General features: G+C 62.1%; 22 protein-coding genes. 10 read left to right on the top strand and 12 right to left on the bottom strand.

What is annotated here, in order from left to right:
• Positions 1-4 precede the first annotated feature (4 nt).
• The 3 genes from kdpB to kdpF are packed head-to-tail and all read right to left on the bottom strand — an operon-like array spanning position 5 to position 3,829.
• On the bottom strand, positions 5-2,101 hold the full coding sequence (gene kdpB, locus ACUY2Y_RS04975) for a potassium-transporting ATPase subunit KdpB (RefSeq protein WP_296147497.1): 2,097 nt from the start codon (positions 2,099-2,101) through the stop codon (positions 5-7).
• Positions 2,098-3,735: a potassium-transporting ATPase subunit KdpA gene (gene kdpA / locus ACUY2Y_RS04970; protein ID WP_448325060.1), complete on the bottom strand. Its 1,638-nt coding sequence runs from the start codon at positions 3,733-3,735 to the stop codon at positions 2,098-2,100. The genes kdpB and kdpA overlap by 4 nt, the downstream gene beginning before the upstream one ends.
• 7 nt (positions 3,736-3,742) lie before the next feature.
• Positions 3,743-3,829, bottom strand: a complete 87-nt coding sequence (gene kdpF, locus ACUY2Y_RS04965; RefSeq protein WP_367117271.1) for a K(+)-transporting ATPase subunit F — start codon at positions 3,827-3,829, stop codon at positions 3,743-3,745.
• A gap of 123 nt (positions 3,830-3,952) precedes the next feature.
• On the opposite strand from kdpF, the gene ACUY2Y_RS04960 reads away from it, so the two are divergent.
• From ACUY2Y_RS04960 to ACUY2Y_RS04945, 4 genes are all read left to right on the top strand, one after another.
• On the top strand, positions 3,953-4,423 hold the full coding sequence (locus ACUY2Y_RS04960; RefSeq protein ID WP_448325059.1) for a MarR family winged helix-turn-helix transcriptional regulator: 471 nt from the start codon (positions 3,953-3,955) through the stop codon (positions 4,421-4,423).
• Positions 4,416-5,612 carry an MFS transporter gene (locus ACUY2Y_RS04955; protein WP_448325058.1) on the top strand — a complete coding sequence of 399 codons (1,197 nt, stop codon included), beginning with the start codon at positions 4,416-4,418 and terminating at the stop codon, positions 5,610-5,612. The genes ACUY2Y_RS04960 and ACUY2Y_RS04955 overlap by 8 nt, the downstream gene beginning before the upstream one ends.
• A gap of 215 nt (positions 5,613-5,827) precedes the next feature.
• Positions 5,828-6,025 (top strand): helix-turn-helix transcriptional regulator, encoded by a 198-nt coding sequence (locus ACUY2Y_RS04950; RefSeq protein ID WP_448325057.1) that lies wholly within the window; start codon positions 5,828-5,830, stop codon positions 6,023-6,025.
• On the top strand, positions 6,025-6,528 hold the full coding sequence (locus ACUY2Y_RS04945) for a hypothetical protein (RefSeq protein WP_448325056.1): 504 nt from the start codon (positions 6,025-6,027) through the stop codon (positions 6,526-6,528). The genes ACUY2Y_RS04950 and ACUY2Y_RS04945 overlap by 1 nt, the downstream gene beginning before the upstream one ends.
• Before the next feature lie 96 nt (positions 6,529-6,624).
• On the opposite strand, the gene ACUY2Y_RS04940 is transcribed toward ACUY2Y_RS04945, so the two are convergent.
• A complete protein-coding gene (locus ACUY2Y_RS04940; RefSeq protein WP_448325055.1) occupies positions 6,625-8,181 on the bottom strand; it encodes an alanine/glycine:cation symporter family protein in 1,557 nt (518 codons plus the stop codon).
• Positions 8,182-8,411: 230 nt separating this feature from the next.
• Between ACUY2Y_RS04940 and ACUY2Y_RS04935 the strand changes: the two genes are divergently transcribed.
• Positions 8,412-9,245, top strand: coding sequence for a phytoene/squalene synthase family protein (locus ACUY2Y_RS04935; protein ID WP_448325171.1), 834 nt, complete (start codon positions 8,412-8,414; stop codon positions 9,243-9,245).
• Positions 9,242-10,819, top strand: a complete 1,578-nt coding sequence (gene crtI / locus ACUY2Y_RS04930; RefSeq protein ID WP_448325054.1) for a phytoene desaturase family protein — start codon at positions 9,242-9,244, stop codon at positions 10,817-10,819. Before ACUY2Y_RS04935 ends, crtI begins: the two co-directional genes overlap by 4 nt.
• A 14-nt stretch (positions 10,820-10,833) precedes the next feature.
• Here crtI and ACUY2Y_RS04925 read toward each other — a convergent pair whose 3' ends face one another.
• Entirely contained in the window at positions 10,834-11,787 is a 954-nt protein-coding gene (locus ACUY2Y_RS04925; protein ID WP_448325053.1) for a cutinase family protein, read from the bottom strand.
• Positions 11,788-12,022: 235 nt separating this feature from the next.
• On the opposite strand from ACUY2Y_RS04925, the gene ACUY2Y_RS04920 reads away from it, so the two are divergent.
• The 4 genes from ACUY2Y_RS04920 (at position 12,023) to ACUY2Y_RS04905 (ending at position 15,149) form a co-directional block, all read left to right on the top strand.
• Positions 12,023-12,412: a hypothetical protein gene (locus ACUY2Y_RS04920; protein WP_448325052.1), complete on the top strand. Its 390-nt coding sequence runs from the start codon at positions 12,023-12,025 to the stop codon at positions 12,410-12,412.
• A 102-nt stretch (positions 12,413-12,514) separates the two neighbouring features.
• Positions 12,515-13,414, top strand: coding sequence for an ABC transporter substrate-binding protein (locus tag ACUY2Y_RS04915; RefSeq protein WP_448325051.1), 900 nt, complete (start codon positions 12,515-12,517; stop codon positions 13,412-13,414).
• 2 nt (positions 13,415-13,416) lie between these two features.
• On the top strand, positions 13,417-14,355 hold the full coding sequence (locus ACUY2Y_RS04910; protein ID WP_448325050.1) for an amino acid ABC transporter permease: 939 nt from the start codon (positions 13,417-13,419) through the stop codon (positions 14,353-14,355).
• A 41-nt stretch (positions 14,356-14,396) separates the two neighbouring features.
• A complete protein-coding gene (locus ACUY2Y_RS04905; RefSeq protein ID WP_448325170.1) occupies positions 14,397-15,149 on the top strand; it encodes an amino acid ABC transporter ATP-binding protein in 753 nt (250 codons plus the stop codon).
• A 32-nt stretch (positions 15,150-15,181) separates the two neighbouring features.
• Here ACUY2Y_RS04905 and ACUY2Y_RS04900 read toward each other — a convergent pair whose 3' ends face one another.
• From ACUY2Y_RS04900 to ACUY2Y_RS04870, 7 genes are read right to left on the bottom strand one after another with little or no spacing between them, the layout of a single operon-like run.
• Positions 15,182-15,937 (bottom strand): TSUP family transporter, encoded by a 756-nt coding sequence (locus ACUY2Y_RS04900; RefSeq protein ID WP_448325049.1) that lies wholly within the window; start codon positions 15,935-15,937, stop codon positions 15,182-15,184.
• The gene (coaD, locus tag ACUY2Y_RS04895; RefSeq protein WP_210572142.1) at positions 15,934-16,413 is read right to left on the bottom strand and encodes a pantetheine-phosphate adenylyltransferase; all 480 of its coding nucleotides are present in this window, start codon (positions 16,411-16,413) and stop codon (positions 15,934-15,936) included. The genes ACUY2Y_RS04900 and coaD overlap by 4 nt, the downstream gene beginning before the upstream one ends.
• Before the next feature lie 27 nt (positions 16,414-16,440).
• Positions 16,441-17,022, bottom strand: coding sequence for an RsmD family RNA methyltransferase (locus tag ACUY2Y_RS04890; protein ID WP_448325048.1), 582 nt, complete (start codon positions 17,020-17,022; stop codon positions 16,441-16,443).
• A gap of 26 nt (positions 17,023-17,048) precedes the next feature.
• On the bottom strand, positions 17,049-19,178 hold the full coding sequence (locus tag ACUY2Y_RS04885) for an ATP-dependent DNA helicase RecG (RefSeq protein ID WP_448325047.1): 2,130 nt from the start codon (positions 19,176-19,178) through the stop codon (positions 17,049-17,051).
• A 3-nt stretch (positions 19,179-19,181) separates the two neighbouring features.
• Positions 19,182-20,786: a DAK2 domain-containing protein gene (locus tag ACUY2Y_RS04880; protein WP_448325046.1), complete on the bottom strand. Its 1,605-nt coding sequence runs from the start codon at positions 20,784-20,786 to the stop codon at positions 19,182-19,184.
• An 11-nt stretch (positions 20,787-20,797) separates the two neighbouring features.
• Entirely contained in the window at positions 20,798-21,442 is a 645-nt protein-coding gene (locus ACUY2Y_RS04875) for a uracil-DNA glycosylase (RefSeq protein ID WP_448325045.1), read from the bottom strand.
• On the bottom strand, positions 21,439-22,419 hold the full coding sequence (locus ACUY2Y_RS04870; RefSeq protein WP_448325044.1) for a thiamine-phosphate kinase: 981 nt from the start codon (positions 22,417-22,419) through the stop codon (positions 21,439-21,441). Before ACUY2Y_RS04870 ends, ACUY2Y_RS04875 begins: the two co-directional genes overlap by 4 nt.
• Positions 22,420-22,442: the final 23 nt, after the last annotated feature.

Raw genomic sequence — 22,442 nt, 5'->3', positions numbered from 1 at the left:
TCTGTCACATCCCTGGAAGAAGTTGGATAATGAGGTCGATGGCCTTGATCCCGATGAACGGGGCGACGATTCCGCCGAGGCCGTAGATAAGCAAGTTGCGGTTAAGCAGGGCTCCTGCCGACAGCGCCCGGTATTTCACGCCTTTTAGCGAAAGCGGAATCAATGCGACGATGACCAGAGCGTTGAAGATGACGGCACTGAGCATCGCCGATTCTGACGAGTGCAGACGCATGATGTTGAGGGCATCCAAGCCCGGGAAGATGCTCACGAACATCGCCGGGATAATGGCGAAGTACTTGGCCAGGTCGTTGGCGATAGAGAACGTTGTCAACGCGCCGCGGGTGATCAACAGCTGTTTACCGATGGCCACGATGTCGATCAGCTTCGTCGGATCCGAATCGAGATCAACCATGTTGCCCGCTTCCTTAGCCGCGGACGTACCGGTATTCATGGCCACGCCGACATCAGCCTGCGCGAGAGCCGGAGCATCGTTCGTTCCGTCACCGGTCATCGCCACGAGGTTGCCGCCCGCCTGCTCTTTTTTGATCAGACGCATCTTGTCTTCCGGTGTGGCTTCAGCCAGGAAGTCATCGACACCAGCTTCTTTCGCGATGGCAGCGGCAGTGACGGCGTTATCGCCTGTGATCATCACGGTCTTGATGCCCATTTCGCGCAATTGCCCGAAACGTTCAGTAAGGCCCGGCTTGACCACGTCCTTCAGGTGCAGCACGCCGAGGACACGAGGGGTCTGGCCCGCGGGCTTCTTCGCGACGACGAGCGGGGTGCCGCCAGATGCTGACACCGATTCGACGATCTCGTCGACGTCAGCGGCGACTCGGCCTCCTTCAGCCGTGACCCACGCTTGAACCGCCGAGCTGGCGCCCTTACGTACCTGGGTGCCGTCCGGAAAATCGACACCGGACATGCGCGTGTTGGCCGAGAACGGGACGAACTCGGCGCCCTCTCGGGTCAGAGCAGTGGCATCGGTCCCGGAGAGATTCTCGAGTCCATCGCGGTCGCTGAGTTCGTTGATGTAGTCGATGATGGAGCGGCCTTCTGGGGTTTCGTCGGCAAGCGAGCTCAGCCATGCCGCTTCGACCATCTCCGCACGTTGCGCACCCTCCACTGCAATGAGATCTGACGCGCGGCGGTTGCCGTACGTGATCGTACCGGTCTTATCCAGCAGCAACGTCGAGACATCGCCGGCTGCCTCGACTGCGCGGCCCGACATGGCGAGCACATTGTGCTGGACTAGGCGATCCATGCCCGCGATGCCGATGGCGCTAAGGAGAGCGCCGATCGTCGTCGGAATGAGGCACACGAGAAGTGCGACCAGCGCGATGAGGGACAGTTTGTGGCCGGAGTAGATGGCCATCGGCTGGATCGCCGTCACCGCGAGGACGAAGAGGATGCTCAGCGTGATCAGGAGGATATTGAGCGCGATTTCGTTCGGGGTCTTTTTGCGTTCCGCGCCTTCGACGAGGGAGATCATCCGGTCGATGAATGTCTCACCGGGCTTCGAGGTGATCTTGACGACGATGCGGTCGGACAGCACAGTCGTGCCACCTGTGACAGCACTGCGGTCGCCGCCCGACTCGCGGATGACCGGCGCAGATTCGCCGGTGATCGCAGATTCGTCGACGGTAGCCACACCCTCGATGACATCGCCGTCACCGGGGATCTGCTGGCCTGCTTCCACAACGACCAGGTCGCCGATGGTCAGCTCGGAGCCAGCTACTTCCGTCTCGGAGCCATCAGGGTTAAGAAGGCGCGCCTTAGCGTCGGTACGCGTCTGCCGGAGCGCGGACGCTTGCGCCTTGCCGCGGCCTTCGGCGACAGCTTCGGCCAGGTTGGCGAACAAAATGGTCGCCCACAACCAGACCGTCACGCTGATCGAGAACAAAGTTGGGTCGAGCACTGCCAACACGGTGGTCAGTACAGCGCCGATCCACACCACAAAGATGACGGGTTGCCGCACCAGGTTCGCCGGATTGAGCTTCTTCAGCGCGTCGACGAAATTATCGCCGAGCTGGCTGCCCAGCGACCGCTTCGTGGTGCTGGTGGAAGCGGCGGGAGCGGGTGTTTGAGTTGCTGTTGTCATGAGAGTGCCTCCGCGATTGGGCCGAGCGCGAGCGACGGCAGGAAGGTGAGCCCGGCGACGATGAGAATCACGCAGAGCAGGAGAACGGTGAAGGTGACGTTGTGGGTGGGCATGGCTCCGGAGTTGTCCTCACGCCTTCTCTGCGAAGCAAACGCACCGGCGAGCGCAACCATGAGGGCGATCGGCGCGAAACGTCCGACGAACATTGCGAATGCAATGGTGAGGTTCAAGTACGGAGTGCCTGCGCTGAGTCCGGCGAAGGCCGAACCGTTGTTGTTGGCACCGGATGTGTAGGCGTAGAGAACCTCACTCAGGCCGTGCGGGCCGGTGTTGTTCATGGACTCGCGCACACCCGGGATCAGTACAGCGATGCCCGTGAGCAGGAGCACGAGGGCCGGCATCACGATCGCGGAGAGCGCTGCGAGCGTGATTTCGCGCCTGCCGATGGTTTTACCCAGCACCTCGGGGGTACGGCCGATCATCAGGCCGGCGATGAAGACTGACAGCACGACGAAGGTCAGCATGTTGTACATGCCCGTGCCCACACCGCCCGGTGAGACTTCGCCGAGCATCATGTTGAACATCACGAGTCCGCCGCCGAGCGGGCTGTATGAATCGTGCATCGAGTTGACGGCACCTGTCGAAGTTCCGGTGGTCGTCGTGGCGAAGATCGCCGACCACAAGACACCGAAGCGAGTTTCCTTGCCCTCGAGAGCTGTCAGCGGGCGAGCGCTCTCAGCCCAGACGAGCAAAGCAGCAGAAACTGCCCACAGGATGAGCATCGCAGCCGTCAACGCGCGGCCCTGACGGCGGTCCTTCACGAACAGGCCGTAGGTCACGGGGAGGGAGAACGGGATGAGCAAGACGAGCAGAATCTCGAGCAGGTTGGTGAATGCGTTCGGGTTCTCGAAAGGATGGGCCGAGTTGGCGTTGAAGATGCCACCTCCGTTTGTGCCAAGCATTTTGATCGCTTCTTCGGAGGCGACCGGGCCCGTCAGGATCGTCTGGTCGCTACCCGTGATCGTGGTGGCGTGTATCGGATCGGCGAGGTTTTGGACGACACCGCCGACCATGAGCAGGAACGCACCCACAATCGAAATGGGAAGCAGGATGCGGATGGATGCGCGGACCAGATCGACCCAGAAGTTGCCGACAGTCCCGGAACCGGTGCGCGCCAGTCCGCGGAACAACGCGATAGCGACGGCAATACCGGTGGCCGCGGACACGAAATTCTGCACCGTCAAGCCGGCCATGCCGACCACGTAGCTTGCGCCGGTTTCACCGGAGTAGCTTTGCCAGTTCGTGTTGGTGGTGAAGGACACTGCCGTGTTCAGGGCTGTGTGCCAGTCCTGGGAGCGACCGAATGCCCACGGCAGCATGCCCTGCGCCATGATGATCACCCACAGGACGAGGACGGAGAAGACGCCGAAAGCAATGGACGCAATCGCGTAAGAAGTCCACCGCATTTCGTTGTCGGGATTGACGCCGATGAGTTTGTAAATGACCTTTTCGACGGGGTTGTGCTTCTTATCAGTGAACGTTTTGTACATGAACGTGCCAACGGGCACGCGGAGGGCTGCGAGAAGGAGGATGACCAGCAGCAGCGCGCAGATTGTCTGGATGATTAACGGCATGGCAACCTCAGAACTTTTCGGGGTTGATCAGGGCGTACACGAGGTAGCCGAGTACTCCGGCACTGAGGATGGCTCCGATGATGTCTTGAGTCATAGGGACTAAATAACCACCGCTTTCGGCTCCATTTTCGCCGCATAATTCATTCCTAAGGCGTCTTAACGAAGTTTTAATGCCCCCGATGTGACTGAATATTGCGTCGAGTTATATAGTGCCCCTATGCATTCGGATGAAACACTTTCCCGTCTCGCCATTGACCTTGTGGCGGCTGGCAGCCATTTCACACGGGCGACGTTCCAGGCGTCGGGAAGCAAGCTGTCGTACGTCGCGTTGCGCGTGCTGGCGGCGCTGGAGCGTGAGCCGGGGTTGCGCATCGGCGAACTCGCGCGGCGAGAGGGAATTGCGCAGCCGTCCATGAGCCAGGTTATGAAAAGGCTCGTCGCCGAAGGGCTCGTTGCGCGGGAGCCATCGCCTATCGACGCCCGCGCTTACGACCTGACCATCACCAATGCCGGGAGTACGGCGGTAAGGGAATTCCGGGAAGCGTCGACACGCGAGCTGGTGCCTGTTTTTCGGGACCTCTCCCCTGACCAAGTTGACGCATTGATCCAGGCTGCGGAGATTCTTCCCAGCCTGTCGCAACGCCTCCGCACAACCACGGAACTTCCACGAAAGGACGTGAATGAGTAAGACCAACCCGGAAAATATCTTCAAACAACCGATCGCTGTGTGGGCGATCGCTTTCGCTTGTGCGGTGTCGTTCATGGGCATCGGCCTCGTCGATCCGATTCTGCCGGCGATCAGCCGGGAGCTCGATGCCTCGCCGACGCAGACGATGCTGCTGTTCACCAGCTACCTGCTGATTACGGCGCTGGCGATGTTCTTCAGTGCTTTCATTTCTTCCCGCATCGGGGTTAAGAAGACGTTGCTGACAGGGCTCGCCCTGATCGTCGTTTTCGCGTTCCTATCGGGAGCAGCTGGTTCGGTGGATGCGATCATCGGTTTCCGCGCGGGTTGGGGCCTGGGCAATGCACTGTTCATTTCGACGGCGCTGGCGGCGATCGTCGGTGCAGCATCAGGCGGTGCGAGCCAAGCGGTGATTCTCTACGAAGCAGCCATCGGCATCGGCATGGCTGTGGGACCTCTGCTCGGCGGGCTGCTCGGTGAGATCAGCTGGCGCGGGCCGTTCTACGGCACGACAGGACTGATGGCGATCGGTTTCATCGCCATCGCGACGCTGCTGCGCAAACCCGCGAATAAGCCCGCACCCGTAACGTTTACCGCAGGATTGAAGGCCCTGCGCGAACCGGCACTGCTCACGCTGGGTGCGGTGGCATTCTTCTACAACTACGGCTTTTTCACCCTGCTCGCCTACTCGCCGTACCCGATCGACGAGGCGGCGGCTGCGTCAGGAAGCGAATTCGGAGCAACCGAGCTTGGCTGGGTCTTCTTCGGTTGGGGCTTGGCACTGGCAGTGTCGTCGGTGTTCGTCGCGCCGCGTTTGACGCAGAGCTTCGGACTGATGCCGGTGATCTGCACGGTGCTCATCGGATTCGCGATTCTGCTTGCCGCACTCGGCTTCGCGGTGGATCATCTGAGCACACTGATCGTGCTGGTCATTCTCGCAGGCTTTTTCAGCGGCATCTTCAACACCGTGCTCACCGAGGCAGTCATGGAAGCTACTGACTTGCCGCGCAATGTGGCCTCGTCGACCTATTCGGGGCTGCGCTTTCTGGGCGGCGCCATCGCCCCGGCGATCTCCGGGCCGGTGGCAGTGGCTTTCGGTTCCGGCGTTCCCTACTGGGCCGGCGCCGCGGCACTAGCGGTGTCCCTGATCATCCTCGTCGCTGGCCGGGGCGCACTGAAGAGGCTTCTCTAGGGGTTCCTGACGGTATCCCTTCTCGATATAAAAACGCCGGGCCACCGCGGTACTCGCCGGCATCCTAAACCATCCCGGGTCACCGAATCACACGGTGACCCGGGATTTTTCGTTTCTAAACCCGGAAGTTCTTGTCGCAGACAATTAACACAATGTAAAGTCTCCTTGTCATTCTGAAGCTTAGGCTTTACACTTTGTAAATGAAGGGAGGCCACATGAACACAGTCCGAAAATGGCGGCGCTGGAACGAGTTGTCACAGCAGGAGCTCGCTGACCGCGTCGGCGTCTCCCGGCAGACCATCGCCAATATCGAGCGGGGCAACTACTCACCTTCCGTCTACTTAGCGCTCGACATCTGCCGTGAGTTCGAGAAATCAGTCGAAGAGATTTTTGGCCAGGAAGAGGAGAAATAATGTTCAAAAAGTTCGGAGACTCCATAGTCAATTACGTAGACGACACTGCCACCGACGAGTTCGAGGCAGCGACGTACCACAAGGCAAACTCGGTGGGGTTCTACACCTCGCTTATCGGCATGGCACTTGCCGGCGCGGTTCTCGCTTGGGTGCTGCCGGGCAGGGAGGCGCTGTGGTCGGGCATCGTGCTGGTTATCCCGATTATCGGCAGTGTGGCTGGTGCCCAGTGGATGCGCAGGTACGTCGCGTCGCCGGTGGTCCGCTTTCACGACACCCCACGCAGCTTGCTGATCGCCTACTTCGCTCTGTGCGCCGTGTGGCTTGCAGGTCTCATCGCCACCGGGGGCTTCGACCCCTCAGGAGGCTTTGACAACGCCGGCGCCATCGGCGCGGTGGTCGGTGCGGTGGTCGGTGCGCTGTTCGCAGGAGCGATCTTCGGCCGCATCAGCACTAAGCGCCGCCAGCGCGACCAGGCGCGGCTCAACGCCGAGGCGGAAGACTAACGCCACGCCGGGTCCTCCCCCAAAGTAAGTGAAGTCTCGAGACACCTTTCCGGTTCAGTCTCGAGACTTCTCGTATGCGCCCCTGGCGCGGAGTCTTTAGTGGTGTTCGGGGGCAGAGGTGCCGTCGATAAGCTTGGCTTGCTCCCATGTGCCCGCGGCGACCATGGAAGCCTTGCGTTCCACCCAGAAATCGGCGTTGCGGATGCCCAGGGCCTCCGGATCGAACTGCGGTTCGTGCCCGGCCTTCTTCTGGCGGCGGTAATCCCACAGGCATTTCAGCGCGGGGACCTGGATCACGAGGATCGCGAGGATATTCAGCCACGCGGTGGTGCCCACACCGATATCGCCGAGTGCCCAAGCGGTGCCCGGCGTGGTGGTGGCGCCGATCCAGACGGAGACGAGAATGAGCACGCGCAGGAACCAGATGACCGCGGTACGGGCCTTCTCGCTCTTGATCCAACGGTTGAGGTACGTGAAGTTCACCTCGGCCATGTAGTAGTAGGCGACGATCGTGGTGAACGCGAAGAACAGGACAGCGAATCCGATGAAGCTGCCACCGAGTCCCGGCGAATAGAAATCCAGCGCCGACTGGACGAATCCGGGGCCCACCTCGACATCGCCGTCGATCGAGCCGTTGTAGATGACCGGGCTATCTTCGTCACCGCCGCTGTGCACACGGAACATATCGGTGGAGATAATGATGAACGCCGTCGCGGAACAGACCAGAAGTGTATCGACGTACACCGCGAAGGCCTGCACGAAGCCCTGCTTCGCCGGGTGGGAGACCTCCGCCGCGGCCGCGGACTGCGGGCCGGTTCCCTGCCCTGCTTCGTTGGAGTAGATGCCGCGTTTGACGCCCCACATGATCGCGACGCCGAGCATGCCGGAAAACGCCGCTTCCTTATCGAAGGCCGACCGGATGATCAGGCCGAAGACCTCCGGGATCTGCGACCCGTTGGCGAACAGAACGACGATGGCGACGAAGATGTAGATGACCGCCATGAACGGCACAACCATGGACGCGAACCAGGCGATGCGCTTGACGCCGCCGATGATGATAATGCCCAGCAGAACCACCATGGCCACGGCGGTCACCCAGGTGGGAACGGACCAGGCGTGCTCGACGGAGGTGGCCAGACCGTTGGCCTGCACTCCGGGCAAGAAGTACGAGGTAGCCAGAATCATCGACACAGCGAAGACGATGGCGTAGACCAACGCGAACGGGCGTGCGGCAGTATGGCGGTACGCCTTCTCGATGTAATATGCCGGGCCACCGCGGTATTCGCCAGTGTCCTGGTCTTTCTCCTTATAGATCTGGGCCAGGCAGCACTCGACATAGGAGGTCGCCGAGCCTAAGAAGGCCACGATCCACATCCAGAAGACTGCGCCCGGGCCGCCGAACGCGATCGCAGTGGCCACGCCGCCGATATTGCCGACGCCGACGCGTCCCGCCAGCGAGATCATCAGCGACTGGAACGACGAAATGCCGGCCGCAGAATCCTCACCCGACTTCAGCTGCCGGATCATGTCCGGGAAACACCGCACCTGGAGGAAAAGCGTTACGCACGAGAAGTACACTCCGGCGCCGAGGCACAAGAACACGAGCCAGTTCGACCAGATCGCGGTGTTGACGCTGTTAATGATCTCTTCCATGGCATGGGCCTCCGTGCTCAGGCGAATTTGATCTTTTGAATATATCCCTGGGAGGACTCCAACTTTTCCGTTTTGAGAATTTTTCTTTGCAGTTACATGAAATCTATGCAAAGCGTTCGGGCCTCTGCTGACGCCCACCGCTCCCCTCGTGACGGGCTCTGATGATGCGCGGGCTAGGGTTGAATACCGTGGCACCGCGGACAACGAGCTGGCTGCGGCGGTACGACGAGATGAGTCATGCCGCCGCCGGAGAAGTCATCGGCGAATACTCCACGAGTTTCAGTCTGGCCAGCCGTTTGCTGCCTGCGCGGGAGCGCCGCGATATCCGCAACCTATACGCGGTCGTGCGCATCGCCGACGAGATCGTCGACGGAACGGCACGGCAAGCAGGCGTTGACAACGTGCGGGTCATGCTCAACGAGTACGAAAAGCAGGTCCTGGCCGCGCCGCGCGAATGCTTCCACACCGACCCGATCCTGCACGCTTATGCGCTCACCGCACGACGCTGCGGCTTTAACGACGAGCACATCGAAGCATTCTTTGCTTCCATGAGGCGCGATCTGGACACGACCCGCTACTCGCAAGCGGAATTGGACAGTTATGTGTACGGCTCGGCGGAGGTCATCGGTTTGTTGTGCCTGGATGTCTTTCTCGCGGACCGGCAAGTCACGCCCGACCAGCGCGCGAAGATGGAAGACGGTGCGCGACGGCTCGGCGCCGCGTTCCAAAAGGTCAATTTCCTGCGTGATCTCGCTGAGGACACGCACGATTTGGGCCGGTCCTATTTCCAGTCTTTCGGCCGCATCGACGACGCGGCAAAGGCAGCCATCGTCGCCGAGATCCGCTCGGACCTGGCTGCAGCATCAGATGCGATCGGCATGCTGCCCGTCGCGGTACGCGCCGCGGTGCTCGCAGCTGCGAATCTCTTCGCTGAGCTCACCGACATGCTCGACGCGATGCCGGCCCGCGAGCTGACCACGACCCGCGTGAGCGTGCCTGCGCACCGCAAGGCTCTGCTCACTGTTCAAGCTGCCGCACAAGCGGTGGGAAGAAAGTGGCGATGAGCACGACACCAGCTAATCCGCGAACCGCGCTCGTGATCGGGGCGGGAGCAGCGGGACTCGCAACTGCCGCGCTGCTCGGCCGCGAGGGAATCGATGTGACGGTCATCGACCGCATCGACGAGATCGGCGGGCGCTCCGGCGAACTCACCGTCGACGGATTCCGCTTCGACACCGGCCCGTCGTGGTACCTCATGCCGGACGCGTTCGACCATTTCTTCGCGTTATTCGGCAAACGCACGAGCGACATGCTCGAGCTCGTAGATCTCTCCCCTGCCTACCGCCTGTTTCCAGAAAAGCAGGAGCTTATCGACGTCCCGTCCTCCCCCGCCGACACCATCTCCCTGTTCGAGTCCATCGAGCCCGGTGCTGGCGAGAAGCTCCGGGACTACCTCGCCAGCGCCGGTGAGACGTATCAGCTCGCCCTCAAATACTTCCTCTACACCACGTTTTCTCACCCGGGCGGATTCGTGGCGCCGGAAATCCGCAGCAACTACAGGAAGCTGGTGAGGCTGTTGGGGGAAGGGCTGGAAGGGTTCGTCGATAAGCAATTTGCTGATGTGCGTTTGCGGCAGATGCTCGCGTACCCGGCTGTGTTCTTGTCGTCGCATCCCGCGCGCACACCGGCGCTGTACCACCTGCTCAGCCACACCGATTTGGTGCAGGGCGTGAAATACCCGCTGGGCGGCTTCGCTGCGGTGATGCGCGCGCTCGAGTCTCTGGCCTGCGAATACGGAGCCGATATCCAGCTCTCCACGGAAGCGACAGCGATTCATGTCGACGGGCGACGCGCAACTGGCGTGAGCGTACGACGGTCCGACGGCACTGCCGAGGAGCTCGCCGCTGATCTCGTTGTGTCTACCGCCGACCTGAAATTTACCGAGACTCGTTTGCTTCCGCGCAGCCAGCGCACGTATGACGAACGTTATTTCGCGGCCCGGAACCCAGGTTTGAGCTGTGTATTGCTGATGTGCGGCGTCGACGGCGAACTGCCCGAACTCGCGCACCACAACCTGCTGTTCAGCAAGAATTGGAACGTCGATTTCGACGCGGTCTTCGACGGGCCGCATGCCGCGCGTCCGCTCGATGCCTCGCAGTCGATCTACGTGTCCAAGCCCTCCGCTACCGATCCCTCGACCGCGCCCGCGGGGTCCGAGAACCTCTTCGTACTCATCCCGACGCCTTCGGCGCCCGACCTCGGGCACGGCGATGCGTACCGCGAAAAAGCCAGCCCGCGCGTCGACGCCATCGCGGACGCGGCCATCGCGCAAATTGCCGAATGGTGCGCAATCCCCGATCTCGAAGCGCGCATCTGCGTACGCCGGACTCTCGGCCCGGCAGATTTCGCGGAGCGCTACCACTCCTGGTCAGGCGGTGCGATCGGCCCCGCTCACACCTTGAAGCAGTCAGCGTTTCTGCGCGGGCGCAACGCCTCGCGGAAAGTCGACAACCTGCTGTATGCCGGCGCGACAACGCTGCCCGGCGTTGGCGTTCCGATGTGCCTCATCTCGGCGGAGAACGTGATCAAGCGGCTCCGCGGTGACATGTCCTCGGGCCCGCTGCCCGAAGATATCTAGGCGCGGGGGTTGTCTTAGCGTCCCGGACGCGGGGCTGGTGCCGGCGCGGGGGCCGGAGCCTGCTCCTGCGCCGGATGCTCAGCACGCGGCTGCGGACGGTCCTCGCGGATCGGTGCCCTGCGCGAAGTGATCCACTGCGCGCCGTCTTCGAGCATCCGGCCGCCGTACTGGGTGTGGTTGTATACGCTGAACAGCAGCGGGAGCGTCGTCGGCGACCGCTTGGCCACGATGGCAGCGAACTCCGTCATCGGCACCTGGCCGCGCAACGCCGCCATGCGCAGGAACGGATTGACGTGGTTGCGCCACTCAGCCGGAAGCGAGCAGATCGGATCGTCCTTCCGGCACACATCGAGCACGCGCGAGCCGAGCTCGCCATAGCCGCCCTTCAGCTCTTCGAGCGCACCGCGGTCATCGCGCGTCGCTCCTGCTGCAAAGGCGCCGCCGTTGTCGGCGAGGTGCGGGTTGGAGATCAACACGGCGGAGTTGACCTTCTTCGCCGGCACCGGACCGCGGCCGTGGCCGATATTGTTGATCAGCTTGGCACCGATATCTGCGCCCTCGGAATAGCCGGTGATGCTGAATGTCGCCTTCGGGCACATGCGCGCGAGACGGCGCATCGTTCCGGAGGCCTCCCAGTAGCCCTTATTCGACGAATCGTTGTAGCTGTACAGCGTGAAAGGGCTGGCCGCATAAGTGATCCAGACGGGCTGGATCTTGCCGCGGGTCGCACCGTGAACGCGGGTGGCCACCTCCGTCACCTTCGGCCCGATCGGCGCCTTCTCCGGCAGGAACGACGCAGTGTTGCCGCCGCCCGGAATAGTGATCAAGAACTCGTCGGAACACTTATTCACATTCGGAGACTCAATCAAGGAACGCAGGTCCTGCGCCTGGGCAGGCGTCGCGCACGCAGCAACGAGACCGACAGCCGCGGCAGCCGCGGCAGCCGCGGCGACGAATTTCTTCCACATGGAGGACAGCTCCTTGAATTGAAAAGACGGAAAGAGCGAATAAGAGCGCTCGTAAATTTTCCTGTGTAAGCGTCGCTTATCTTAAGACATTTTGAATCCCTACACTAACTACACCCTGACATACCGCAGCGCACAGACGCGCGCGGGGCTGGGGGCTCTCAGGTGGTCTTATCCGCTGATAAGGCGCCGTTCACGCGAATTCCACACAACAGTAAACCCAGGTACACTCACCGCCATGCGTAAAAAGATTGCTTCCTCCATCATCGCTGCTTCCCTCACCATCGCGGCTGTCCCGGCCATTGCTCCGGCTACCGCTACCGCACAGACCAACTTCGCTGCTACAGCCGGCGCCGCTGGTGACCGCGCGAAGGCCGATACCGGCGCCGTTGGCCGCGGCATCGAAAAGGCCTTTGACCCGAACGAGTCCTCCTCCATTCCGGAAGGTTCCGGCTTCAAGGGGTTCATGAAGATGATCTTCGAGCCCTACAAGCAGATGTTCAACAGCAACCTGGAGACCAGCTCCCAGGGCGTGACCCGCACGATCATCAACTACGTCATCATCGCCGCGGGCGTGACCGTCATCGGCCAGGCCATCCAGATGGTCATGGCGAATATGCCGCGATAACCAACGCTTGGAAGATACCGACGGCTCATCGCCGTGAAGGGCCGCGCACATCCGCACGGCCTTTTTTAATTTTTCACTACTGAGCATAGTATGCTTTCCGCTATGTTCACCCGTGCCAAGACCGCTGCCGTGTGCGCCAGCCTCCTCCCCGTGGCTATGCTCGCTGGCTGCGTGACCAATGCCGAGGGCGGGAACCCCGAAGGATGGGAGGAGATCACCCCCGCCGCGGTTCCCGAGATCGCGGCGATGGTGCCGGAAGATATTCAGGCTTCCGGTCGTCTCACCGCCGGCGCCAATCCCCCATTCGCGCCGTTTGAGTTCAAAGACTCCCAGGGCAACCTCATCGGAATGGAAATGGATCTCGGTCGCGCCGTCGCAAGCGTCATGGGGCTCGAATTCGCCCCGCAGGAGCAAGACTTTGCCATGATTCTTCCCGCTGTTCAGGCTGGAACGCTGGATGCGGGAATGTCGGGCTTCACTGATTCGGAGGAACGTCGGGAGAACTTCGACTTCGTCAATTTCCTCTACGCCGGCATTCAGTGGGCGGCGCAGCCTGGAGCGGATGTGGATCCTGCACATCCGTGCGGCCTGACCGTCGCGGTCCAGCGCACGACTGTCTCCGAGACAGACGATGTCCGCCCTAAGGCGGAAAAGTGCGAAGAAGAAGGCAATCCGATGACGATCCTGTCGTATGACACGTCGGACAACGCGGCGCTTGCCGCTCTCGTCGGCCGCGCTGATGCTTTGAGCGCCGATTCCCCTGTCACGGCGTGGGCTGTGAACCGTTCGGACGGCAAGATGGAATTGGTCGGCGACATGTTCGACGCAGCGCCGTACGGCTTCGCCGTGCCGAAGAATTCCCCCTTGGGACCGGCGATGGCCGCTGCCATGCAGCACCTCATCGACACTGGCGAATACCAACGCATTCTCGCCCAGTGGGGCGTGGAGACAGGCTCGCTGGAGCAGGCGCAGATCAACGAACAGCCTGTAGGAGGGCAGTGAGAATGAGCACCCCGATAACGAAGCGGTCATCGCGACGGAAACCCGAGCGGATCGAAGCAAAGCCCCTGCGCCACCCAGGCCGCTGGGTCGCCGCCGCGGTCCTACTCGTGCTGTTCGCGCTGTTCGTTTTCGACGCGGCACGTCGTGAAGCCTACGGCTGGAGCACGTACTGGACGTACCTCTTCGACACCCGGATTCTGATCGCCGCCGGCCACACCCTGGCCATCACCGTGCTGTCCATGATCATCGGTGTCGTGCTCGGTGTGATCCTCGCCGTGATGCGCATGTCACCGAACCCGGTATTCAAGTCCATCGCGTGGCTGTACCTGTGGGTCTTCCGCGGCACCCCGATTTATGTGCAGTTGGTCTTCTGGGGCTTGCTCGGCGCGATCTACCAGTCGGTCAACCTCGGTTTCACGGAAGTGTCCCTCGAAGCCCTGACTTCCTCGGCATTCGCGCTCGCCGTCATCGGGCTGGGGTTGAACGAGGCGGGCTACATGGCGGAGATCGTCCGCTCCGGCATCAACTCTGTGCCGGAAGGCCAGATCGAGGCGTCCAAGGCCCTGGGCATGGGTTGGAGCCTGACCATGCGCCGCACCGTGCTGCCGCAGGCAATGCGCATCATCATTCCGCCGACGGGCAACGAGTTCATCTCCCTGCTGAAGACGTCCTCCCTCGTCGTCGCTATCCCCTACTCCTTGGAGCTCTACGGCCGTTCGCAGGACATCGCCGCCGCACTGTTCGAGCCGGTTCCGATGCTGCTTGTCGCGGCCACTTGGTACTTGGTGATCACGTCGATTCTGATGGTCGCCCAGTTCTACTTGGAGCGCTACTTCGATCGCGGCGTCACCCGCGAACTGACCGCCCGCCAACTGGCTGCACTGACTGATGCCGAAGGCAAGGCCCCGAACAACGTCACCGTCGTGGAAAGGAACCGTTAACCATGGCTGCTACTGCTAGCTCCCCCACTTCCGGCACCCCGATGGTCCAGGCGGTCGACGTGTGGAAGTCTTTCGGCTCCTTGGACGTGCTCAAAGGCATCGATCTCGAGGTCCAGCCCGGTGAAGTCACGTGCCTGATCGGCCCGTCCGGCTCCGGCAAGTCCACGTTTTTGCGCTGCGTGAACCACTTAGAAAAAGTCACTGCCGGCCGTCTCTACGTCGACGGCGATTTGATCGGCTACCGCGAAAAAGACGGCGTGCTGCACGAGATTTCCGAGAAAGATGCCGCCCTGCAGCGCCGCGAGATCGGAATGGTCTTCCAGTCCTTCAATCTCTTCGGGCACCGGACCGTTGTAGAGAACATCATTGAGGCACCGATCCACGTCAAGGGCGAAAAACCTGAGGACGCGAAGAAGAAGGCCATGGAGCTCCTCGAGCAGGTCGGCCTCGCGCACAAGGCAGATGCCTTTCCCGTGCAGCTTTCCGGCGGCCAGCAGCAGCGCGTCGCTATTGCGCGCGCGGTCGCGATGGATCCAAAGCTCATGCTTTTCGACGAACCCACCTCCGCCCTCGACCCCGAACTTGTCGGTGAGGTGCTCCGTGTGATGAAGGATCTCGCTGCCAGTGGCATGACCATGATCGTGGTCACCCATGAGATGGCGTTCGCCCACGAGGTCGCCGATACTGTGGCGTTCATGTCGGAAGGCACGATCGTGGAAAAGGGATCGCCGCAGCAGGTGCTGGATAACCCGCAGCACGAGCGCACCAAAGAATTCCTGTCCTCGATCTTCTAGATCGCACAGGAAAGCCAAGCAGCGACGTCGTCCTACCCGAGCAGACCAGCGGTGCCGCGCACCAGCGCGGTCGCGCCGCCAAGGGCTGCGAGCAGCAGTGCGATGCGATGGGCGGCACTTCGGGAGATCCGGGGAACCAGCTTCACTCCGGTGACGATGCCGAGCACCATGCCAAGTGCGCCGGCGCCCCAGATCCAGGCATTCACTCCAGCGAGGTCGGCAGCGCCGGAAAATTCTTTGATGGTGAACGAGATGATCCCGCTCACGAAGAAAATCGGCTGCAGCGTTGCAGCATAGACCCGCTGCTCCCACCGCGCCGCCTGCGCATAGACCGTGATCGCTGGTCCGGCGATGCCAGCGAGAGTGTTCATGAATCCGCCGATCACACCCGAGATCACCGCCGGTACGGGACCGTGTGGCTCAGGGACGAACCGCCTGCCGAAAGTCACGAGTGCAAGAGCCAAAAGAAGCAGCGCGCCGACCAGCACGAGCACCACATCAGGTTCCACAGCGCGGATCAGAAGCGCTCCGGGAACCGCACCGAAAATCAGTGCCGGGGCGATCAGCCAGAATTTGCGCCAGTCAATGTCGGCGCGCATGTTCACGCTCGTGATCAACGCATTCGTGGCTGCGAGAACGTTGACCACGAGAATGCCCTCGACGGGTCCGAGAATCAGGGAAAGCACCGGGCCGGCGAGGAGCCCGACACCCATACCGGCGATGCGCTGGAAGCACGCACCGATTCCGACGGACAGGAAAACAGCGAGGACAGTCAGTCCCGCGCTCATCCTTTGTACTTGGCGTTCATGGCCTCGACCACGCAGTCGGGAACGAGACCGGAAACATCGCCGCCGTATTTGGCGACTTCCTTGCACAGCGACGACGAGATGTAGCCGTATTTCTCATCGGTCATGAGGAAGAACGTGTCCACGCCAGACAGGTGGCGGTTCATCTGTGCCATGGGCAGCTCGTAGTCATAATCCAGTGAGGATCGCAGACCTTTGACCAGCGCACCGACCTTATGCGCGGTGGTGTAGTCAACGAGCAGACCGCCCCAGGTGTCCACCGAGACATTGGGGAAATCTGCGGTGACTTCGCGGATGAAATTCATGCGTTCCTCGATGGAGAACAATCCAGTCTGCTTATTCGGATTCGCGGTGACGAGCACGATCACCTCGTCGAAGCTGCGCGCGGCGCGAGTGAAAATGTCTAGGTGGCCGTTGGTCACCGGGTCGAAGGAACCGGGGCAGACCGCTTTCGTCATCGTTGTTCTTTCTCGTTGAGTACGTGTCTAGTTATCGTCTAGTTCTGCACGGCTGAACGTCGCCATGTCCATACGAGCTATACCGTACAGTCGTTTCTTCAGCTTCTGGCCAGTCGGGGTGAAGCCACGGGGCCAGTTCGTCTCCGGGCTTTCACGGTGGCGTTCAATCACCACTGCTGCTTCATCGGCGAGAAGAGGGATCAGGGCGTCCAGCATTTCGGCGACCGCGCCGTCCGGCAAGTCGTACGGCGGGTCTGCGAGCACCATGCTGAAGTGCTCCCGCGGGGCACGCGGAACGTAGTCGGAGACCTTCGCCTGCTCGACCGTCACATGCGGGTGCCCCACGACATTCATGTTGTGGCGGATGATGTCGACTGCATTCGGGTTGGATTCCACGAGCACGACCTCGTCGGCACCGCGGGATGCGGCCTCGAGCCCGAGCGCACCGGAACCGGCGAATAAATCGAGCACCCGCTGCCCCGCGAAACCGAAACGGACCTGTAGCGAAGAGAACAGTCCTTCCCGTGCGCGGTCAGATGTGGGCCGCGTTCCCTCCGGGGGAACTTTGATTGTGCGTCCGCGGGCCTCGCCCGAAATGATTCGGCTCATGGGCTCAACTTTAACGCGCAGGCCCCTTAGCTCTTCTCCAGGTACTCGAATTCTTCGAGGATTTCGTTGTCGGCGACAGCGCGGGCCAGCTCCGGATCGCTGGCGACGACGGCTTCCGCGTCATCGTAGGCGCGCTGAATGATCTCGTAATCCTCAACGAGGTTGAGCAATTTCAACTGACGTTCGTTGCCGGACTGATGTGTGCCCAGGACATCGCCTTCCTGGCGGTTTTGCAGGTCGAGTTCGGCGAGCTGGAAGCCGTCGGAGATCGCTGCGATCTGCCGGACGCGCTCGAATTGCGGAGTCTCTGCCTCGGCAAAGGTGTGGAACAGACACAACGACTGGTGCCCGCCACGGCCCACGCGACCACGGAGCTGGTGCAACTGCGATACGCCGAAGTGCTCCGATTCGCGCACCATCATCACGGTCGCATTCGGCACATCGACGCCGACCTCGATGACTGTGGTGGAGACCAGCACGTCGATCTCGCCAGCGGCGAAGGCCGACATGACATCGTCTTTGTCCTCGCCTTTCATCCGTCCGTGGAGAACGCCGATATTCAAGCCTCTGAAGTGTGTCCGCCCAAGCAGATGGGCGATTTCGAGGACACCGCCGGGGCCGTCGATACGCGGACACACGATGTACGCCTGGTGCCCGGCGGCGACCTCCTCCTTGATTTTCTGCCACGCACGCTCGATCCACGTGTCCATGAACTCGGGCACGATCGACGACTGAATCGGCTTGCGGCCGCCGGGCAACTCGCGCAGCGTGGACACAGCAAGGTCGCCGAAGACGGTGATGGCGATGGTGCGCGGAATCGGCGTCGCCGTCATGACCAGCAGGTGCGGTGTGCTCTCCCCCGCTTTGTCGCGCAGTCGGTCGCGCTGCTCGACGCCGAAGCGGTGTTGCTCGTCGACGACGACGAAACCGAGCTTGAAGAAGTCCACGCTGTCCTGAATGATCGCGTGAGTTCCGACGACGATGTCAGCGTCGCCGTTCATGATGGCGAGCAGTGCTTCCTGTTTTTGAACGGTCGACATCGAGCCGGTCAGCGCCACTACGCGAGCGTGGACGCCCGTGCGCATGAGAGTTTTGCGCAGTGATTTCTCGTGCTGGAGCGTGAGCACTTCTGTCGGCGCGAGCAGCGCGCACTGCATGCCGTTGTCCACGGCTTGGAGCATGGCGGCGAGCGCCACGATGGTCTTGCCGGAGCCGACCTCGCCCTGCAGCAGGCGGCTCATGGGCGTGGTGCTGTCCATATCGGCAGAGATCTCGCTGAAGACGCGCTCTTGGCCGTCGGTGAACGCGAACGGGAGGTTAGAGAGCATTTGGCTTTGCGACGCCCCGTCCACGCGCGGCAGTGCCGTCGCCGTGCGGTGACTGGCATCCACGCGGCGCAGCGCCATGATGAGCGCAACGCGCAATGCCTCGTTGTATTTGAGCCGTTCGCGGGCTGCGTCCGGCCCGTCGGACGTCGGGTTGTGGATCTGGCGGATCGCGTCGTCCAGAGAAATGAACCCGTCCGGTGTGAAGCCGAGTGGTTCCTCCACGGGCGGCAATGTGTCGAGCACTGCGTTGACCGCGCCCATGATCGTCCACGTGGAGAGGTTCTTCGTGGCTTTGTACACGGGCAGCCATTCGCGGCCGGAGAGAATCTCGTCCGGGTCGCCGAAGACAGAAAGCTGCTTCATCGAGCCCGTCGCCCCGCCTTTTGGTTGCGGCCGCTCCCTGCTTCCTCCCTTGAATTTAGGTGCGTCGAGAATGAGGAAGTCCGGGTGCTGCAGCTGCGGCTGCCCGTTGAAATAGCTCAGCTTGCCGGTGAACATCGCGCGGACACCGCCATACAACGCACGCGGTGCGTAGCGCGCGCTGAAGAATGTTGCGGAAATGGTGTCGTACCCGTCGGAGATCTCCACTTTGAAGATCGGTTTCTTACCGCGAATAGTGCGCGTGGACATGACCGTGCCGATGAATGTGATGCGGTCATCAGGAAGAGCGCCCTCGAGCGCGCTGCCATTGCCGTAGCGCAGATATTTGCGCGGGTAGTGCTCGAGGAGCCCTTCGGCTGTCTCAATGCCGAAAGCTTTCGCGATCGCGCGGGCGGGACGCGTTGGGATGATCAGGTTCAGCGGCGTGGTGTAGTTGATCCCCAGCACTTCTTATTCCACCCCGATTTGGCCGATGGTGCCCAAACCATCCGCCGGGTACACGAGCACTTCCGCATCGAGGGCCTCCGCAAGCGCGTCGGGGTCCAGCTCCTCAGCAGCATCAGAATCGAGCAGCAGCGTGACCAGCTCCCCGCCTGCGTCGAGCATTGCGCGGCATGCCTTATCGACGGCGCGTTGTACCGTTTCTTCCTCCGCCAGCACCTCGTCGACTGGTGCGACCACCGTGATGTTCCCGCCAGCGGTACGCACGATGTCAGCGGCGCGCATGTCCGCTGCCGCTTCATCCATCTGTGCGGCTGCTGCTTCAAGCGGTAGGCGCGGATCGTGGACAGCCAGCGCCGCGATCCCGCCGACGAGGCTCATGGTGGACAAAATAGCGGCCTGCGCACCCTCTGATTTCACAGCCTCCGCGATCTGCTTTAGCTCGTCTGGCCCTGCATGACCATTGGGCAGCACGACGAGCTCGCGAGCATCAGCAGCCGCAATCGCCTCTGTGATCGCCTCGCTCAAGCCGCCTTCAGATGTGACGGGGACGGCCCCTGCCTGGCGATAGAGTTCCGCAATGGACCCCTCCGGAGTCATGGCGACGATGATGCGCGCGGAGGCCGGGGAATCACTGGCAGGAAGCGCATCCGGCAAAACTTCTAAGCGCAGATCCGACACCGCGCCGAGTTCGTAAGCACGCTCGATGACCGCCCCGGCATTGAGCGAATGAATGTGGATCTGTGCCTCGGTGTCAGTAGCGCGGGCGATGACGAGGCTCGTTCCCATGCCCGCCAGAGCGTTTTCCAGCTCGTCGACGGGGCCGGTGAAGAAGAACATGACCTCAAGCCAGCCGGCGTGCCCGTGCGATTCGCCCGATTCATTTTCGCCCTCCGCCGCAGAGTCCGTCCCAGAATCCATCGCAGAGGACGCTGCAGAGGCCGTCACCGATGCGAGGCTGGAAGAAGCCGGTATATAGGCAGCGCGCCCTGCGACTTCATCGCGCAAGGCGGTGAGCAACAAAACCAACCCGCGGCCGCCAGCGTCAACGACACCCGCGTCCCGCAGTTCAGCGAGCTGCGACGGAGTCTGCTCCAATGCTTCCTCTGCCGCGGTGACGGCGGCGGAAGTGACCGCATCCAGCGGAGACTCGCCGGCCGCCCCGCTCAACGCTTCCTGTGCGGCGGTAGCTGCCTTGCGCAGCACAGTCACGATGGTGCCTTCTACCGGATCAGTGATGGCACGCTCGACGTAAACAACGGCGTTGCTCAACGCGTCGGCCACGCTCGCGGCGTCTAAGTCGCCCTCAGCTGCTGCCTGGGCAACGCCGCGCAGAACCTGGGAGAGCACGACTCCGGAATTGCCGCGTGCCCCCTTGATGCTTCCTACTGCCAAGGCCGATGCGATATCGGCGCAACTCGCCGGGGACCCCACTGTTTCGGCGTTCTCGAGGGCCGCCGACATCGTGTGTGCCATATTCGAGCCAGTGTCCGAATCCGGCACCGGAAAGACATTGAGCCTGTTGATTTCCTCGCGGTGGACTTTCAATACCTGCACGGTACGGCGCGCCCACGACAGCAGTTGGGCACCATCGATCACCGCAGGATTAGTCATGGGGCCTAACTTTACAGTGCCCAGTCCACACCGTCCGCGCCCTGCGCCCGCAGCGCTTCATTAGCGCGGGAGAACGGGCGGGAGCCGAAGAAACCCCGGCGTGCCGACAACGGCGACGGGTGTGCGGATTCGATGCAGGGAGTCTCGCCCAAGAAACGCTTCGCTGTCTGCGCGTCACGGCCCCACAAAATGGCCACCAGCGGTGCATCGCGTTCGGCGAGAGCGCGGATCGCCGTCTCAGTGACCTTTTCCCACCCTTTGCCGCGGTGGGAACCGGGCTGACCGGGTGCGACGGTGAGCACGCGGTTCAACAGCAAGATGCCCTGGCCGGCCCACGACGACAAATCGCCATCGGAGCGCGGCGGGATGCCCAGATCATCCTTCAATTCAGCGTATATATTCACGAGCGAGCGGGGCGGGGCGACGCCTGGTTGCGTCGAAAAGCTCAAACCCATCGGGTGACCCGGTGTCGGGTACGGGTCCTGGCCGACGATGAGCACGCGCACGTCATCGAACGGGTCCTGGAAAGCGCGGAGAATATCGTTGCCCGCTGGCAGGTACGCGGGCTGGGCGCGGAGGAAGTCGCCCAGCTGGTGGATATCGTCTTCGACTGGGGCGAGCGGCTCCGCCCACGACGGATGGACCGGCAGACTCATGCGAAGCTCTCCCAACCCCCGCCGTACTCCGGGGTCTCGCCGTCAACTGTCACTGCGACCTCATCATCAGAGCCGGGCTTCGACGTGGTGCCGATGGTGCGGAAGCCGACTGGGGCATCACCGCTGATCGTTCCCAGCAAGGTGTGGTCCTCCCCGCCCTCGTAGACCCACTTCCACGGGTCGCAGTCAAGGAATTCGCCGGCGTTGACCAACAGCTCGTCCGGGGCGATCGTGGAGGAATCGATATCTATATTCACGCCGGACCGCGCCGCCAGAAGCTTTAGGTCATGAAGCAGACCGTCGGAATTATCAGTCATGCTCGTCGCGCCAGCGGAGCGGGCAATCACCCCGCTGCCGGGCGCGATCTCTGGGGCCTGATATGCCTCAACGAGCGGGGCGAATTCCTCTGGGATGTCGCGGCCGGACTCGAGCAGCGCCAAACCGGCTGCTGAGTAGCCGATCTTTCCGTGGGAAACGAGTTTTTGGCCTGCACGCGCGCCGTCCAAGGTCAGGGCCCAGCGGTTGCCGCCCAGCGAACCGATCGCGGTGACGGACAGGACCAAGCTGTCGCCCGAGGTGACATCGCCGCCGACGAGCTCCGCAGCGTATTTGCCCACCTCATCGCCAATCCCACGGGCGAGATCGGTCACCACTGCGACGGGCAAATCCTTCGGGGCTGAAAGGGACAACAGCGCCGCGAGCGGTCGTGCGCCCATCGCCTCGATGTCCGCGAAATTCTGCACAATCGCCTTACGGCCGACCTGCCGTGGCGTGGTCACATCCCACCGAAAGTGACGCCCCTCCACGAGCATGTCGGTGGTGGCCACAACCCGCGAGTTAGGCGAGGATCTGTGCAGCACCGCCGCATCGTCACCGTTGATCGACGACGGTGTCACGTCCACGATGGACTGAATCACGGCACGCTCCCCGACATCCCCGAGCGTAGGTCCGCCCGATGGAAAACCAGTCTGAATCACGGTCGATGAGCGCCTTTCCTTCG

This window comes from Corynebacterium sp. 20-84 (assembly GCF_053479455.1).
Note: the sequence above shows the minus strand (reverse complement) of the source record. Positions and strands in the feature narration are given on the sequence as shown.